Here is a 14,273-nt window from a genome sequence, read left to right as displayed (position 1 = left end):
CACCGCCAGCGCATCTGGGAGAGACGGGCCGGCAAGATCGACTATGGCGCATCGGGGTTAACAATGTATTTTGACCGCGTCGGGGACGTGCGGGTGCGGTCCGGCGGGTGGTTTGGCAAGACGAGGGATCAACGTGGCAGACGCAGGCAACGCGGCGGACAACATCTTTGTGGGCGGCGGCGGCGAAGGCTACGGTGTGCCGCAATCGATGCTGTTGAAATACGGCAACCGCCACGGGCTGATCGCAGGCGCTACCGGCACCGGCAAGACCGTGACGCTGCAGGTGCTGGCCGAAGGGTTTTCGGCCGCCGGGGTGCCGGTGTTCCTGTCGGACGTGAAGGGCGACCTTGCGGGTTTGTGCGCGGCGGGGTCTGCGACCCACAAGCTGCACGAGGGTTTTGCCAAGCGGGCAGCGACGATCGGGCTTGATCTGCAGTACCGCGCGTTTCCGGTGCTGTTCTGGGATCTTTTTGGCCAGAAGGGCCACCCGATCCGCGCCACCGTGGCCGAGATGGGGCCGCTGTTGCTGAGCCGCCTTCTGGAACTGTCAGAGCCGCAGGAGGGCGTGTTGAATGTGGCCTTCCGGCTGTCGGACGAGGAGGAATTGCCGCTTCTGGACCTGAAGGACCTGCAGGCGCTTTTGACCTTTGTGGCAGAGAATGCGGAGGCGATGTCGGCGCGTTACGGACTGGTGTCAAAAGAGTCGGTGGGCGCGATACAGCGGCGCCTTCTGGTTTTGGAGAACCAGGGCGGGGCCGATCTGTTCGGCGAGCCTGCGCTGGAATTGTCCGACCTGATGCTGACGGATGCGTCCGGAGCAGGGAGGATCAGCATTCTGGCCGCCGACCGGCTGATGAACTCGCCCCGACTTTATGCGACGTTCCTGCTGTGGCTGCTGTCGGAGCTGTTCGAAACGCTGCCCGAGGTGGGTGATCCCGACAAGCCGAAGCTGGTGTTCTTTTTCGACGAGGCGCATCTGTTGTTCAGGGACGCCCCGAAGGCGCTGGTCAGCAAGGTGGAGCAGGTGGCGCGGCTGATCCGGTCGAAGGGGGTGGGGGTGTATTTCATCACCCAGAATCCGGCGGACGTGCCGGAGGACATTTTGGGCCAATTGGGCAATCGGGTGCAGCACGCGCTACGCGCCTTTACCGCCAAGGACCAGAAGGATCTGCGGCTGGCCGCCGAAACCTACCGGCCGAACCCGCGCTTTCAGATCGAGGAGGCCATCCGCGATGTCGGCACAGGCGAGGCGGTAACCTCGTTTCTGGAAGCGAAGGGTATTCCCGGCATTGCCGAACGGACGCTGGTGCGCCCGCCGTCAAGCCAGCTTGGCCCGGTGGACGAGGCGGTGCGGGCGCAGCTTATTGCGGCGTCGCCGCTGAAGGGGAAATACGACATCACCGTGGACCGTGACAGCGCCTATGAGCGGCTGCGCGCGAAGGCCGAGAAGGCCGCGCGCGAGGCTGCCGACTTGCAGGCCGAGGAGGCCCGCAAGGTGGAGGTCGACCGCGAGTTCGAGCGCGCCCGGCGCTATGACGGCAAGGGCTATGAATCGCCGAAGAAGCAATCGAGCCGGTCGGATTCGATCGGCACGGCGTTCGCGAAAAGCTTTGCCCGCCAACTTGGCACCAAGTCCGGGCAGGCGATCATCAGGGGTGTGCTCGGGTCGATCTTCGGCAAGCGATAGGCGTTGAGCGGCGTTCCGTAATCGTTATAGTGCCTGCAAATCGCAGGGAGGAAACGATGAAACGGTCGCGTATCAACGATATCATGGCGGCGGCAGACGACATGATCCGGCACTACGGGTTTGTGTTGCCGCCCTTCGCCTATTGGTCGCCGCAAGAGTTCAAGGCGCGCACCGATGCGCGGCGGATCGTCGATGCCCGCATGGGCTGGGACATCACCGACTACGGGCAGGGCGATTTCGACAAGCTGGGACTGTTCCTGTTCACCCTGCGCAACGGCCAGTTGGCTGACCTGAAGCGTGGCGGCGGCATGTGCTATGCGGAAAAGCTGTTGATCTCGCGGCAGGATCAACTGTCGCCGATGCATACGCATGTCATCAAGGCCGAGGATATCATCAACCGCGGCGGGGCGACGCTGGTGATCGAACTCTTCGGGTCGGATGATGCGGGCAACTGCGCGTCTGACCGGGGCGGCGTTGTGCTGTGCGACGGGATTTCGCGCCCGTACGGGCCGGGCGACAAGTTGAAACTGGCGCCGGGTGAAAGCGTCACGCTGATGCCGGGCGACTGGCATGCGTTCTGGGGCGAGGGTGGCGATGTGCTGATCGGCGAGGTGTCGACGGTGAATGACGACCTAACCGACAACATCTTCCGTGAACCGATCGGCCGCTTTGCCGAGATCGACGAGGACGTGGCGCCGATGCATCTGCTGGTCAGCGATTACGACCGCTGGCTGTAACGGGCGGGACCAAAGGCAAAGGGCGCGAGGTGATCCTCGCGCCCTTTTTCATTTGGTGTGGTACGAAGCGCTTCTCAGGGCGCGGCCTTGCCTGCCGGGCAGGCTCCGTTGACCAAAGGCACCGTGCAGGCGGGTGCCGCGTCGGCAGCGGGTGCGGTGGTCGTGTCGGTTGTGGACGCAGCCGGCGTCACGGTTGCAGGTGCGACGGGAGCGGCGGTCAGTTCCGGGTCCAGCGCAGGCGGCGCCGGAAGCGGCGGCAGCGCCGCTTCGACCACCGCTGGCGAGGGGGTGGCAGGCTTTTTCTTCACGACCGGCGGTTTCGGGATGTAGAGGCCTTTGGGCATTTCGCCCGAGGCCGTCAGCACGATGACCTTCTCGCCACCGCTAACGCGGCTATAAAGGTCGATGACGTCCTGGTTGATCATGCGGATGCAGCCCGACGAAGCGTTGCGGCCGATCGAGTTCCACTCTGGCGTGCCGTGAATGCGGTAGCCATAGTCGACCCCGTTCGACAGCAGGTAGATGGCGCGGGCGCCAAGCGGGTTGGTCGGGCCGCCGGGCTGGCCCTTTTCCCATTTCGCCAGTTCTGGCTTGCGTTCGATCATCTCTTTCGGCGGGGTCCAGGTGGGCCACGGCTTCTTTTCGGCCACAACCGCCTCGCCCGACCATTCAAAGCCGGCTTTGCCCACCGCGATCCCGTAGCGGATCGCCTTTCGCTGGTTCAGGACGTAGTACAGCAGCCGTTTCGAAGGGTCGATGATGATCGTGCCGGGTGCCTGTTCGGAGGCGTAGTCGACGACCTGACGGCGGTAGGTTTCGGGTATCTTCTCGACCGGCAGCGCAGGGATCTGGATGCCGGCATCCATCGTCGCGACGTAGACGTTTTCTTCCGCCTTCGGCAGCGGCGGCTGCCCCGATGTCGCGGTTGACAGCGTTGGGTCGACGCAGGCTGTCACGGCGAACAGAGCCAGCGCCGCCAGTACGGCGCTGCCCTTGCGGTGCAGTCGGGAGGTCAGGTTACGCATTCAATGGCTCACTTGTTCAATTGCCGCGACGGCATCATCGCGGAGTCGCTTTTGGCGGACGGTAAACCAGGTGTCGCGCTCCGTCAAAGGGGCTGGGGCGATTTTGCGGGCTAGAGCGTGGTGCGAACCTGCCAAAGTTCAGGAAAAAGCTGAACTTCGAGCATTCGGCGCAGGTAGGCCACGCCAGAGGTGCCGCCGGTGCCGCGTTTGAAGCCGATGACGCGTTCGACGGTAGTGACGTGGTTGAAGCGCCAGCGGCGGAAGTAGTCTTCGAAGTCGACCAGCTTTTCGGCAAGTTCGTAGGCCTGCCAATGGGTGGTCGGGTCGCGGTAGACAGCTTCCCACGCGGCGAGGACGCCGTCATTGGCTACCCAAGGCTGGCGGAGATCACGGGTCAGAACCGCGTCGGGGATCGGCAGGCCGTGGCGGGCGAGGTGGCGGAGGGCTTCGTCGTAGAGGGACGGGCGGGCAAGCTCGGCCTCGAGTTTCGCGGTCAGGTCGGGGCGGTGGGCGTGGGGGCGCAGCATCGAGAGGTTGCGGTTGCCGACGGCGTATTCGATGAGGCGGTACTGCCACGACTGAAAGCCGGAGGACTGGCCGAGGTCGTTGCGAAAGTGGGTGTAGTCGGAGGGGGTCATCGTTCTGAGGACATCCCACGCGTTGTTCAGCTGTTCGAAGATGCGGGCGATGCGGGCCAGCATCTTGAACGCCTCGGGGGCGCGGCCTTCGGCGATGGCGCGGCGGGCGGCGTCGAGTTCGTGGAGGGCGAGGCGCATCCAAAGCTCAGACGTCTGGTGCTGGATGATGAACAGCATCTCGTCGTGGGCGGTGGTCAGCATGTGCTGGGCGCCAAGGATTTGGTCGATCCTTAGGTAGTCGCCATAGCTCATGCGGCCGTCGAAGGACATTTCGGCGCCGTCGGTTTCGGGGTTGAAGGGGCAGGTGGTCATGGCTCTCTCTCTTTCCTATGGGGGGCAGGTCAGGGCGAGGGCGTGACCTTTGCGGAGAGGACCGAGACGGCGCCGAGGCGGCGCCAGACGGCGGCCCAGCCGGAGGGTTGGCAATCGAGGGGTGTGTCCCACCGTGGGACATTTGCCGCGCCCTTGAAAATCAAGGGCTTGCGCGGGTGCGTTAGGACATTGGCAAGGTTTGACGGCATCGGGCGATCATGCGCCCAATGCGGGGGTTTGGGAAGTGGCCGTGGCGTCACGCGGCGGCCACGGCGTCAACCTCGACCAACAGGGCGGGCGAGGCGAGGCCTGCGACGATCAGAAGGGTGGCTGCGGGCGCGGGGGCTTCCCCAACCCAGGCATCGCGGCGGGCGCGGTAGATGCTGACCGCCTCGGGCGAGTTTTCGGTGAGGTAGATGGTGATCTTCATCAGATTCGCGCGGCCCATTCCGGCGGCGGCGAGGGCGGTGTCGACATTGGCGAGCGCAGCGTCGAGTTGGGCGGCCAGCCCTTCGGCAACCTTACCACCGGGCAGAGTGCCGATCTGACCGGAGATTTCCAGCCGCCGGGTGGTGTTTTCAGCCAGCGCCAACTGGTTGTAGCGCGAGGCGGGTTTCGGCATCGTGTCTGGCGTCCAGAGCTTTATCATCACGTCACCTTTGCGCGTTTCTTGAACTGGGGTTTGTCCCATGTTCCGTATTCCATGATCTTGGCGAGGGTGTTGACGGCGCGGGCGACGTCATCTTCGTCGACGAAAAGGGGGGTAAAGCCGAAACGGAGGATATCCGGGGCGCGGAAGTCACCGATCACTCCCTCGGCAATGAGGTTTTGCATGATGGCGTAGCCTTCGGGGTGGCGGAACGACACCTGGCTGCCGCGCATCATGTGCGAGCGCGGGGTGGCGAGGGTGAGGCCGGTGGTGCGGGATTCGACCCCTTTGATAAACTGGTCTTGGAGGCGGAGGGATTGAGCACGGAGATCCTTGAGATCGACCTGATCCCAGACGTCGAGAGCTGCCTCTAACGCCGCGAGTTGCAGGACGGGGGGCGTTCCGACGCGCATCCGTTCGACGCCCGCGCCGGGGCGGTAGTCGAGGTCGAAGGCGAAGGGGGATTCGTGGCCGAGCCAGCCAGAGAGGGCCGGGCGGGCAGTTTCGTGGTGGCGGGGCGCGACATAGATGAAGGCGGGGCCGCCGGGGCCTGAGTTGAGGTATTTGTAGGTGCAGCCCACGGCGAAATCAGCTTTCGAGCCGGCCAGATCGACCGGGAAGGCACCGGCGGAATGGGCGAGATCCCAGACCGTCAGCGCGCCCATCTCATGCGCGCGCTTGGTGATATCGGCCATGTCGTGCTTGCGGCCGGTTCTGTAATCGACCTCGGTTATCAAGGTTACGGCGACGGTGTCGTCGATGTGGGACATAACCTCCTCCGGGGCGACGGTCTTGAGGCGATACTGGCCGCCTAGCGTGCGCACGAGACCTTCGGCGATGTAGAGGTCGGAGGGGAAGTTGCCGGTGTCGGACAGGATCACGCGGCGCTTCGGGTTCATTTCGAGCGCCGAGGCGAGAGCCTGGTAGACCTTGATCGACAAGGTGTCGCCCATGACGACGGTACCCGGGGCCGCGCCGACGAGTTTGGCGATGCGGTCGCCGATGCGGGCGGGTTGGTCCATCCAGCCGGCCTTGTTCCAGCCGGTGATCAGAAGCTCGCCCCACTCCGCCTCGACCGCCTTTGCCACACGGGCGGGTGCGGTTTTCACCATGGGCCCGAGCGAGTTGCCGTCAAGGTAGACGACGCCTTCGGGCAGGTGGAAAAGATGCTTGGTGGCGGCGAAATCGGTGGTCATGCGGTGTCCTTCGGCTTTCAGCCGTTATGGCGGGGTGGGGGTAAAATTTCAAGCTTGAAATGATTGCGGGTGCTTGCAGGGCGGGGGCTGCGGCGGCTAGACCGGAGCGGGGAGAACGCTGATGCGCAAGGTGATGGAGTGGGTCGACCTGCCGCCGGTCTGGCTGATCGGGCATCTGGTGCTTGCCTGGGCGATCGGCGCGCTGATGCCGCCGGTTCTGGGCGAGGCGGGGCGGTGGATCGGTGGCACGGTCGGGCTGGCCGGATTGGTGCTGATGGTGGCGGCGATCGGACAGATGGCCACGCGGCGGACCACGGTTATCCCGCGGCGCGACCCTTCAGCGTTGGTGACGTCGGGGGTGTTCGGCTGGTCGCGGAATCCGATCTATCTGGCGGATGCGCTGATCCTGACCGGGGCGATCTTCTGGTGGGACGCGGTGCTGGCGCTGCCGTTGGTGGCGAGTTTCGTGTCGGTGATCACCGCGCGGTTCATCCGCGACGAAGAGGCCCGTCTGACGGCGGGTTTCGGGCCAGAGTTCGATCTTTGGGCGGGGCGGGTGCGGCGCTGGTTCGGGCGGCGGTAAGGGCCGAAACTAGGGTTTGAAATATTGTTGCGCGGTGTTAAGTCGAAATGGACATTTTGCGACCGGCGCTGCGGCGAACGGTTGAGGGAAGCGGGGGAAAACGGGTGAAGATCGGCGCACTGACAGAGATTTTCGCGGGCGAGAACCGGGTGGCGATGACGCCCGATAGCGCGACGCAACTGGCGAAGCTGGGGCATACGGCCTGCATTCAGTCCGGGGCCGGGGCGAAGGCCGGGTTTTCCGACGCGCTTTATGCGGCGGCAGGGGTCGAGGTGCTGCCGTCGGCGGCGGCGGTGGTCGATGCGGCGGACGTGATCGTCAAGGTGCGCGGGCCGGAGGCGGGCGAATTGGCCGCGATGCGGGATGGGCAGACGCTGATCAGCTTCTTCTGGCCGGCGCAGAATGCGGAATTGCTTGAGGCGGCGGCGAAGAAGAACCTGACCATCGTCGCGATGGACATGGTGCCGCGGATCAGCCGCGCGCAGAAGATGGATGCGCTATCGTCGATGGCCAACATCGCCGGGTATCGGGCGGTGATCGAGGCGGGCAACAACTTTGGCCGGTTCTTCACGGGCCAGGTGACGGCGGCGGGCAAGGTGCCGCCGGCCAAGGTGCTGATCGTGGGCGCGGGCGTCGCGGGGCTGGCGGCGATCGGGACGTCTGTGAGTTTGGGGGCGATCGTGCACGCGTTCGACGTGCGGCCGGAGGTGGCCGAACAAATCGAATCGATGGGCGCGAGTTTCGTGTTCCTCGAGTTCGAGGAGGCGCAGGACGGGGCGGCTACGGGCGGCTATGCCGCGCCCTCAAGCCCTGAGTTCCGTGAAAAGCAGTTGGCGAAGTTTCGCGAGCTGGCGCCGGAGATGGACATCGTCATCACCACCGCGCTCATTCCCGGACGGCCCGCGCCGAAGCTGTGGACCGAGGATATGGTCCGCATGATGAAGTCGGGGTCGGTGATCGTTGATCTGGCGGCGGAGCGGGGTGGCAACTGCGACCTGACGGTGCCGGACCAGAAGATCGTGACCGACAATGGCGTGACCATCGTCGGCTATACCGATTTCCCGAGCCGGATGGCGGCGCAGGCGTCGACGCTTTATTCGACCAATATCAGGCACATGCTGACCGACCTTACGCCCAAGAAAGACGGCGTGATCGCGCACAACATGGAAGACGACGTGATCCGGGGGGCGACGGCGGCGCATCTGGGGGCGGTGACCTATCCGCCACCGCCGCCAAAGATCGCGGCGATTGCGGCGGCGAAACCGAAGCCGAAGGTGGTCGAACTGACCCCGGTGGAGCGGCGGGCGCAGGAAGTGGCCGCCTTCAAGGCGCAGACGCGCAATCAGGTTGGACTGCTGGTCGTCGGGGGCGGGTTGATGCTGCTGGCGGGGCTTTATGCACCGGCAAGCTTCATGTCGCACTTCATCGTCTTCGTGCTGTCGGTGTTCGTCGGCTTCCAGGTGATCTGGAATGTCTCGCACTCGCTCCACACGCCGTTGATGGCGGTGACCAACGCGATCTCGTCGATCATCATCCTGGGCGCCCTAATGCAGATCGGGTCGGGGTCGTGGCTGGTGATGATCCTTGCGGCAGCCTCGGTCTTCATGGCCGGGATCAACATTTTCGGTGGCTTCATGGTCACCCGGCGCATGCTTGCCATGTTCCAGAAGTCGTAAGGGGCGCGTCATGGATTACGGATTCACCACGGCGGCCTACGTCGTTGCAGCTGTTCTTTTCATCCTGTCCTTGGGCGGATTGTCGGGACAGGAAAGCGCCAAGCGCGCGGTTTGGTACGGGATTGCCGGCATGGCGCTGGCGGTTGCGGCCACCTTGTACGGGCCGGGGGCGGGGAACTGGCTGATTTCGCTGGTCATGATCGTGGTCGGCGGGGCCATCGGCTGGGTCGTGGCGCAGCGGGTGCAGATGACGGAAATGCCGCAACTGGTTGCGGCGATGCACAGCCTTGTCGGTCTGGCGGCGGTGTTCATCGGGTTCAACACGCATATCGAACTGGTGCGCGTGCTGGGCATGGACGAGGCCGCCCGCGCGGCGCTGGATGGGTTCGCGGCCGTGGTCGCGCACAAGACGGGGGTGGAGGTCACCATCCTGCGGGTGGAGACCTTCCTTGGCGTCTTCATCGGGGCGGTCACGTTTACCGGGTCGGTCATCGCGTTCGGCAAACTTGCGGGCAAGGTTGACGGCAAGGCGAAGAAACTGCCGGGCGGGCATGTGCTGAACGCGGCGGCAGCGCTGATTTCGGTGGCGTTTCTGGTGGTCTACCTGCAGTCGGGCAGCACCTTCGCGCTGATCGGCATGACGGTGGCCGCGCTCTTCATCGGCTATCACCTGATCATGGGCATCGGCGGGGCGGACATGCCGGTCGTTGTGTCGATGCTGAACAGCTATTCCGGCTGGGCTGCGGCGGCGATCGGTTTTTCGCTGTCGAACGACCTTCTGATCGTGGTTGGCGCGCTGGTTGGCTCATCCGGTGCGATCCTGTCCTACATTATGTGCAAGGCAATGAACCGGTCGTTCATATCGGTGATCCTTGGCGGCTTTGGTGGCACCACCGGCCCTGCGATGGAGATCGCGGGCGAGCAGATTGCCATCGACACCGAAGGTGTGGCGGCGGCGCTGAATGATGCCGACAGCGTCATCATCATTCCGGGCTACGGCATGGCGGTGGCACAAGCGCAGCAGTCGGTCAGCGAGTTGACACGGAAGCTGCGCGCCAAGGGCAAGAACGTGCGGTTCGCCATTCACCCGGTTGCCGGGCGTCTGCCGGGGCACATGAACGTGCTGCTGGCCGAGGCGAAAGTGCCTTACGACATCGTGTTGGAGATGGACGAGATCAACGAGGATTTCCCAAACACCGACGTGGCGATCGTAATCGGGTCGAACGACATCGTGAACCCGGCGGCACAGGAAGACCCGAATTCGCCCATCGCGGGGATGCCGGTTCTTGAGTGCTGGAAGGCCAAGCAGGTGTTTGTCAGCAAGCGCGGGCAAGGCACGGGCTATTCGGGCATCGAGAACCCGCTGTTCTACAAGGAGAACACCCGGATGTTCTACGGCGACGCGAAGAAGAGCCTCGACGCGCTGTTGCCGCTGATCGACTGACAAACTGGCAGGATGGGCATTATTTGCCCATCCGCCTTGGCGTGTGTGCAACACCAAAGCTGCATACCCATGTATTCCGCCAATCTTCTGGAAGCGGGCCGTGCTGCGGCCTAGGTTGCGGGGAAGACAAAGGAATCTGACAGTCATGCCCCCGATCCCAGACCATCCGCAGCGCTATGCCACCGTCAACGAGCTGCACGCGCGGCCGTTTCCGGCGCTGGAGGCGCCTTGCACGGCGGTCTATGTGGCGATCAAGCAGCCGGTCGGGGCGGCGAACCGTGACCGTGCATTGGACCGGGCGCATCTGCTGGCGCTGCTGGACCGCCACGCCTCGGCGCATCCGCAGCCGGAGGCCACGCATTTCTCCGGGCCGATCGGGCGGTCTGACCTGAAATGGGAAAGCCATACCGAGTTCGTGACCTATTCGGCGTTTACGCCCGGGCTTTCGCGGCGGCCGTTCGATCCGGCGGATGCCGAGGTGTTCCCCGAGGATTGGCTTGCGGCGGCGCCGGGCAAGCGGCTGACCTCGGTCCTGATCCGGGTGGAATTGCTGCCCAACAGCGAGGACGAGGTTCTGGCCAAGCTGGAAGACTGGTTCGTGCCGGAAAGCCTTGCCGTCAGCCGCGTGGTGGACGGGGCGGCGATCATCGCGGGGGATTTCCGGATTGATCCTGCGGGCCATATGCGGTTTGCGGTGTTCGTGAAGGAAGGGACCGGAGCGCGGCGGATCGGGCGGATCGTGCAGCGGCTGTGCGAGATCGAGACCTATCGCGGCATGTCGATGCTGGGGCTGATGCGGTCGCGCGAGTTGTCGTCGCGGCTGAATGCGCTGGACCCGAAGCTGTCGGCGCTGGTTTCGGGGCTTGACAGTGCGGAGCCATCGCCTGAAGCGGCGCTGCACGAGTTGCTGACGATCTCGGCCGAGTTGGAAAGCCTCGCGGTGCAGTTTTCGTTCCGGTTCGGGGCGACATGGGCCTATGAGGCCATCGTGACCCAGCGGATTGAGGTGCTGCGCGAGGAGCGGGTGCAGGGGCGGCAGACCTTTGGCGAGTTCATGATGCGCCGCTATGATCCGGCGATGCGGACGGTGAAATCGGCCGAAGGACGGTTGCAGGGGATGGCCGAACGGGCGCAGCGGGCGGCGGAATTGCTGCGCACGCGGGTCGATGTGGAGCGGTCGGCGCAGAACCAGAAGTTGCTGGAATCGATGGACCAGCGGGCCGATCTGCAACTGCGGCTGCAGCGCACGGTCGAGGGGTTGTCGGTGGTGGCGATCAGTTACTACGCGGTTAACCTTGCGGCCTATCTGGTGGAGCCGTTGGCGCACCGGGTGCACCTGTCGCATGGCGCGCTGATGGCGATTCTGACGCCGGTCGTGGTGCTGGGCGTCTGGGCGATGGTGCGGCGGATCCGCAATCACCTGACCTGACGGGTTTGCGCAAGGTCAAGGCGCGAGGGCCAGTGCCGGGGTAGGATTTGGCGTTCCTGAGGGAGGCGCCGATGGTCTGGTTGAAATGGGCGATTGTCGGGCTGGCGGGGCTGGCGGCGGTCTGGGTGGTGCTGGGGCTTGTGGGGCTCTGGCGCTGGCAGGCGCGCACGGCGGGGCTGGTATCGGCGCTGGAGGGGCAGCGGGTTGCGGTTGGACCCGCGCATTACGACCCGGCAATGCTGGCGGGGTTGCCCGCGCCCGTGGAGCGGTTCTTTCGCGCGGCGCTGACGCCGGGGCAGGCGATGGTGCGGTCGGTGCGGATGGCGCATGTGGGCACGTTCAACATGGGCTCGGGGGTGGACACCTGGAAACCCTTCACCTCGGAGCAATGGGTGGAGGTGGCGCGGCCGGGGTTTGTCTGGGACGGGCGGATCGGTATCGCGCCGGGGATGCCGGTGCGGGTGCATGACGCCTATGTCGCGGGCGAGGGCGTGCTGGTGGCGGCGGTTCTGGGGCTGCTACCGGTGGCGCATATGCGTGGCACACGCGACCTTGCCGAGGGCGAATTGATGCGCTGGCTGGCGGAGGCGGCGTGGTATCCGACGGCGCTGTTGCCGGGGCAGGGCGTGGACTGGACGGCGGTCGATGACGCGAGCGCGCGGGCGACGGTGCGGGACGGCGGGATAAGCGTTAGCCTGCTGTTTCGGTTCGGCGCGGGCGGAATGATCGAAAGCGTGAGGGCGGAGGCGCGGGGGCGGACGGTTGGCGACACGGTGGTGCCGACGCCCTGGGAGGGGCGCTGGTCGGGGTATGAGCGTCGTGACGGCATGATGGTGCCGATGGCGGGCGAGGTGGCTTGGGTGCTGGCGGAGGGCGAAAAGCCATATTGGCGGGGCCGGGTGACGGCCCTCGCCTACGCGTTTTCCGATTAGCGGCCGCGGATGCGGGGGTCGAGCGCGTCGCGCAGGCCGTCACCGATGTAGTTCACGCTGAGGACGGTCAGCGAGATGGCGAGGCCCGGCCAGATCACCCGTTCCGGGTAGACCTGCATGTATTGCAGGCCGTCGAACAGGAGGCGGCCCCAAGTCGGGAAATCGGGCGGGAAGCCGAGGCCGAGGAAGGAGAGCACGCTTTCCGTGATAATCGCTTCCGCCACGCCGAGGGTGGCGGCGACCATCACGGGCGAGACGACGTTCGGCAGGATGTGGCGCATGATGATCCGCCGGGGCCGCGCGCCGATGGAGCGGGCGGCAAGGACGTATTCGCGCTCCTTCAGGGTCAGAACCTCGCCCCGCACGATGCGGGCGGTTGCCATCCATGAGGTGATGCCGATGGCGAACACGATCAGGGCAAAGGCGCCGAGTTCCGGTCCGATGATGCCTGCAATGCGATCGCGAAACAGCATGACGAGGACGAGGAGAAGGGGGATCAGCGGCAGGGCAAGGAACATGTCGGTCAGCCGCATCAGTGGGCCGTCGAAGCGGCGGAAGTAGCCCGCGACCACGCCGACGAGCGTGCCGAACACGATGGCGATGAGCATGGCGACCAGACCCACGGCGAGCGAGATGCGCCCTGCCAGCATCATCCGCGACAGCATGTCCCGGCCAAGCTGGTCGGTTCCGAGGGGGAAGCGCAGCGAGGGGCCCTGGTTCTTCAGGCGGATCGCGTCGACCACTTTCAGCTTTTCGGGCACCCAGACGAGGGGGCCGATCAGCACAAACAGGATCAGTAGTCCAAGCACGACAAGCCCGAACACAGCGCCCTTGTGGCTGCGGAACTGCTGCCAGATCGCGCGATTCTGGCTGACCGGCTTTGGCATTGCGGCGTCAGTCATAGCGGATCCTTGGGTCGAGAAGGCCGTAGAGCACATCGGCGATCAAATTGAAGAGCACGATCAGCACGGCGAAGATGAAAGCGAGGGTTTGCACCATCGGAATGTCGTTGGCATGGATTGCGCCGATCAGGGCGGCGCCGATGCCATTCACGCCGAAGAGGTTTTCAGTGATGATCGCGCCGCCGAAGATCGACGGGATGCCAAGTGCGATGACGGTAATGACCGGGATCAGCGAATTGCGCAGGACGTGTTTCAGGACCACGGTGCGTTCGCTCATTCCCTTGGCGCGGGCGGTGCGGACGTAATCCATCGCCATGTTGTCAAGCATCGACGATCGCATGTAACGGCTGATCGCGGCGGCGTTGGCAAGACCAAGGGTCATCACGGGCAAGGCCATCTGCTGGATCTGCTTGATGAAGCTGTCCCAATCGGTGACCTGAAGCTGCGTGTCATATTTGGTCGGGAACCAGCCAAGCCAGACGGCGAAGATTATGATGAAAAGCGTGCCGGAAAAGAAGGTGGGCACCGAAAAGCCGATCATCGCAAACAGGGTGCCGCCCTGATCGAACAGCGAATACTGGCGATAGGCCGAATAGATGCCGATCGGCAGGGCGATCAGGATGCCGACGATATAGGCGGTGCCGATCACGGTCAGGGTTTGCGGCAGGCGCTGGCCGATGATGCTGAAAACAGGGCTGCGCGACTGCCAGGACAGGATGCGTTGTTCGCCCTCGGCCCAGGTGGTGCCGAACCAGCCGTCGAACAGGGTGGCGGGTTCGACCCAGAAAAACTGCCGCAGCCAGAGGAAGTAGCGCACGAAGACGGGCTGATCCGCGCCAAGCGCCTCGATCATGCGCTGGCGCACGTCGGGGGGCACGGTCAGGGGAATTTCGGACATCGGCGAGCCGGGGGCCAGATCGACAAGCAGGAAGATCACGAGCGAGATCGCCAGCAGGGTCGGAATGGCCAGCAACAGCCTGCGAAGCGTGAAGGTGAGCATGCGCGGCGACGCCTTGGGTTCAGGGAAAATCCGGAAGGAAGGCGGCGGGGCCGGATGACCGGC

At 64.7% G+C, this 14,273-nt stretch carries 13 protein-coding genes; 7 read left to right on the top strand and 6 right to left on the bottom strand.

Annotated features, from left to right (window positions below; all coding sequences use genetic code 11):
• The first annotated feature begins 208 nt into the window (after positions 1 to 208).
• Both ACROUL_RS12050 and ACROUL_RS12045 read left to right on the top strand, forming a co-directional pair.
• Positions 209 to 1,687: a helicase HerA-like domain-containing protein gene (locus tag ACROUL_RS12050; RefSeq protein ID WP_431301302.1), complete on the top strand. Its 1,479-nt coding sequence runs from the start codon at positions 209 to 211 to the stop codon at positions 1,685 to 1,687.
• 56 nt (positions 1,688 to 1,743) lie between these two features.
• Positions 1,744 to 2,424: a D-lyxose/D-mannose family sugar isomerase gene (locus ACROUL_RS12045; RefSeq protein WP_431299715.1), complete on the top strand. Its 681-nt coding sequence runs from the start codon at positions 1,744 to 1,746 to the stop codon at positions 2,422 to 2,424.
• A gap of 74 nt (positions 2,425 to 2,498) precedes the next feature.
• Here the strand turns inward: ACROUL_RS12045 and ACROUL_RS12040 are convergent, their stop codons facing one another.
• The 4 genes from ACROUL_RS12040 to kynU form a co-directional block, all read right to left on the bottom strand.
• Positions 2,499 to 3,449, bottom strand: a complete 951-nt coding sequence (locus ACROUL_RS12040; protein WP_431299714.1) for a L,D-transpeptidase — start codon at positions 3,447 to 3,449, stop codon at positions 2,499 to 2,501.
• 110 nt (positions 3,450 to 3,559) lie between these two features.
• Positions 3,560 to 4,399 carry a tryptophan 2,3-dioxygenase gene (gene kynA / locus ACROUL_RS12035; protein ID WP_431299713.1) on the bottom strand — a complete coding sequence of 280 codons (840 nt, stop codon included), beginning with the start codon at positions 4,397 to 4,399 and terminating at the stop codon, positions 3,560 to 3,562.
• Between the two features lie 256 nt (positions 4,400 to 4,655).
• Entirely contained in the window at positions 4,656 to 5,048 is a 393-nt protein-coding gene (locus ACROUL_RS12030; RefSeq protein ID WP_431299712.1) for a RidA family protein, read from the bottom strand.
• The gene (kynU, locus tag ACROUL_RS12025; RefSeq protein ID WP_431299711.1) at positions 5,048 to 6,244 is read right to left on the bottom strand and encodes a kynureninase; all 1,197 of its coding nucleotides are present in this window, start codon (positions 6,242 to 6,244) and stop codon (positions 5,048 to 5,050) included. Before kynU ends, ACROUL_RS12030 begins: the two co-directional genes overlap by 1 nt.
• 121 nt (positions 6,245 to 6,365) lie before the next feature.
• Here kynU and ACROUL_RS12020 point away from each other — a divergent pair, with 121 nt between their 5' ends.
• From ACROUL_RS12020 to ACROUL_RS12000, 5 genes are all read left to right on the top strand, one after another.
• Complete coding sequence (locus ACROUL_RS12020) at positions 6,366 to 6,827, top strand: methyltransferase family protein (protein WP_431299710.1); 462 nt, start codon at positions 6,366 to 6,368, stop codon at positions 6,825 to 6,827.
• Between the two features lie 104 nt (positions 6,828 to 6,931).
• Positions 6,932 to 8,503, top strand: coding sequence for a Re/Si-specific NAD(P)(+) transhydrogenase subunit alpha (locus ACROUL_RS12015; protein ID WP_431299709.1), 1,572 nt, complete (start codon positions 6,932 to 6,934; stop codon positions 8,501 to 8,503).
• Between the two features lie 10 nt (positions 8,504 to 8,513).
• Complete coding sequence (locus tag ACROUL_RS12010; RefSeq protein ID WP_431299708.1) at positions 8,514 to 9,947, top strand: NAD(P)(+) transhydrogenase (Re/Si-specific) subunit beta; 1,434 nt, start codon at positions 8,514 to 8,516, stop codon at positions 9,945 to 9,947.
• Positions 9,948 to 10,092: 145 nt separating this feature from the next.
• Positions 10,093 to 11,376 (top strand): DUF3422 family protein, encoded by a 1,284-nt coding sequence (locus tag ACROUL_RS12005; protein ID WP_431299707.1) that lies wholly within the window; start codon positions 10,093 to 10,095, stop codon positions 11,374 to 11,376.
• A gap of 71 nt (positions 11,377 to 11,447) precedes the next feature.
• Entirely contained in the window at positions 11,448 to 12,308 is an 861-nt protein-coding gene (locus tag ACROUL_RS12000; protein ID WP_431299706.1) for a DUF6920 family protein, read from the top strand.
• Here ACROUL_RS12000 and ACROUL_RS11995 read toward each other — a convergent pair.
• Entirely contained in the window at positions 12,305 to 13,210 is a 906-nt protein-coding gene (locus ACROUL_RS11995; protein ID WP_431299705.1) for an ABC transporter permease, read from the bottom strand. The genes ACROUL_RS12000 and ACROUL_RS11995 overlap by 4 nt on opposite strands.
• Entirely contained in the window at positions 13,203 to 14,210 is a 1,008-nt protein-coding gene (locus tag ACROUL_RS11990) for an ABC transporter permease (RefSeq protein WP_431299704.1), read from the bottom strand. Before ACROUL_RS11990 ends, ACROUL_RS11995 begins: the two co-directional genes overlap by 8 nt.
• Positions 14,211 to 14,273: the final 63 nt, after the last annotated feature.

This window comes from Tabrizicola sp. BL-A-41-H6 (assembly GCF_050632395.1).
Taxonomy (GTDB): Bacteria; Pseudomonadota; Alphaproteobacteria; order Rhodobacterales; family Rhodobacteraceae; genus JAUYQR01.
The sequence above is the reverse complement of the archived record's forward strand: the minus strand, read 5'-3'. Positions and strand labels throughout refer to the sequence as shown.

What these genes read in the sequence shown, in the direction of transcription:
- ACROUL_RS12000 (WP_431299706.1), top strand. Translation starts at nt 11,448, where the DNA reads ATGGTCTGGTTGAAATGGGCGATTGTCGGGCTGGCGGGGCTGGCGGCG.
- ACROUL_RS12040 (WP_431299714.1), bottom strand. Translation starts at nt 3,449, where the DNA reads ATGCGTAACCTGACCTCCCGACTGCACCGCAAGGGCAGCGCCGTACTG.
- ACROUL_RS12045 (WP_431299715.1), top strand. Translation starts at nt 1,744, where the DNA reads ATGAAACGGTCGCGTATCAACGATATCATGGCGGCGGCAGACGACATG.
- ACROUL_RS11995 (WP_431299705.1), bottom strand. Translation starts at nt 13,210, where the DNA reads ATGACTGACGCCGCAATGCCAAAGCCGGTCAGCCAGAATCGCGCGATC.
- kynU (WP_431299711.1), bottom strand. Translation starts at nt 6,244, where the DNA reads ATGACCACCGATTTCGCCGCCACCAAGCATCTTTTCCACCTGCCCGAA.
- ACROUL_RS11990 (WP_431299704.1), bottom strand. Translation starts at nt 14,210, where the DNA reads ATGCTCACCTTCACGCTTCGCAGGCTGTTGCTGGCCATTCCGACCCTG.
- ACROUL_RS12010 (WP_431299708.1), top strand. Translation starts at nt 8,514, where the DNA reads ATGGATTACGGATTCACCACGGCGGCCTACGTCGTTGCAGCTGTTCTT.
- kynA (WP_431299713.1), bottom strand. Translation starts at nt 4,399, where the DNA reads ATGACCACCTGCCCCTTCAACCCCGAAACCGACGGCGCCGAAATGTCC.
- ACROUL_RS12020 (WP_431299710.1), top strand. Translation starts at nt 6,366, where the DNA reads ATGCGCAAGGTGATGGAGTGGGTCGACCTGCCGCCGGTCTGGCTGATC.
- ACROUL_RS12005 (WP_431299707.1), top strand. Translation starts at nt 10,093, where the DNA reads ATGCCCCCGATCCCAGACCATCCGCAGCGCTATGCCACCGTCAACGAG.
- ACROUL_RS12030 (WP_431299712.1), bottom strand. Translation starts at nt 5,048, where the DNA reads ATGATAAAGCTCTGGACGCCAGACACGATGCCGAAACCCGCCTCGCGC.
- ACROUL_RS12050 (WP_431301302.1), top strand. Translation starts at nt 209, where the DNA reads ATGCTGTTGAAATACGGCAACCGCCACGGGCTGATCGCAGGCGCTACC.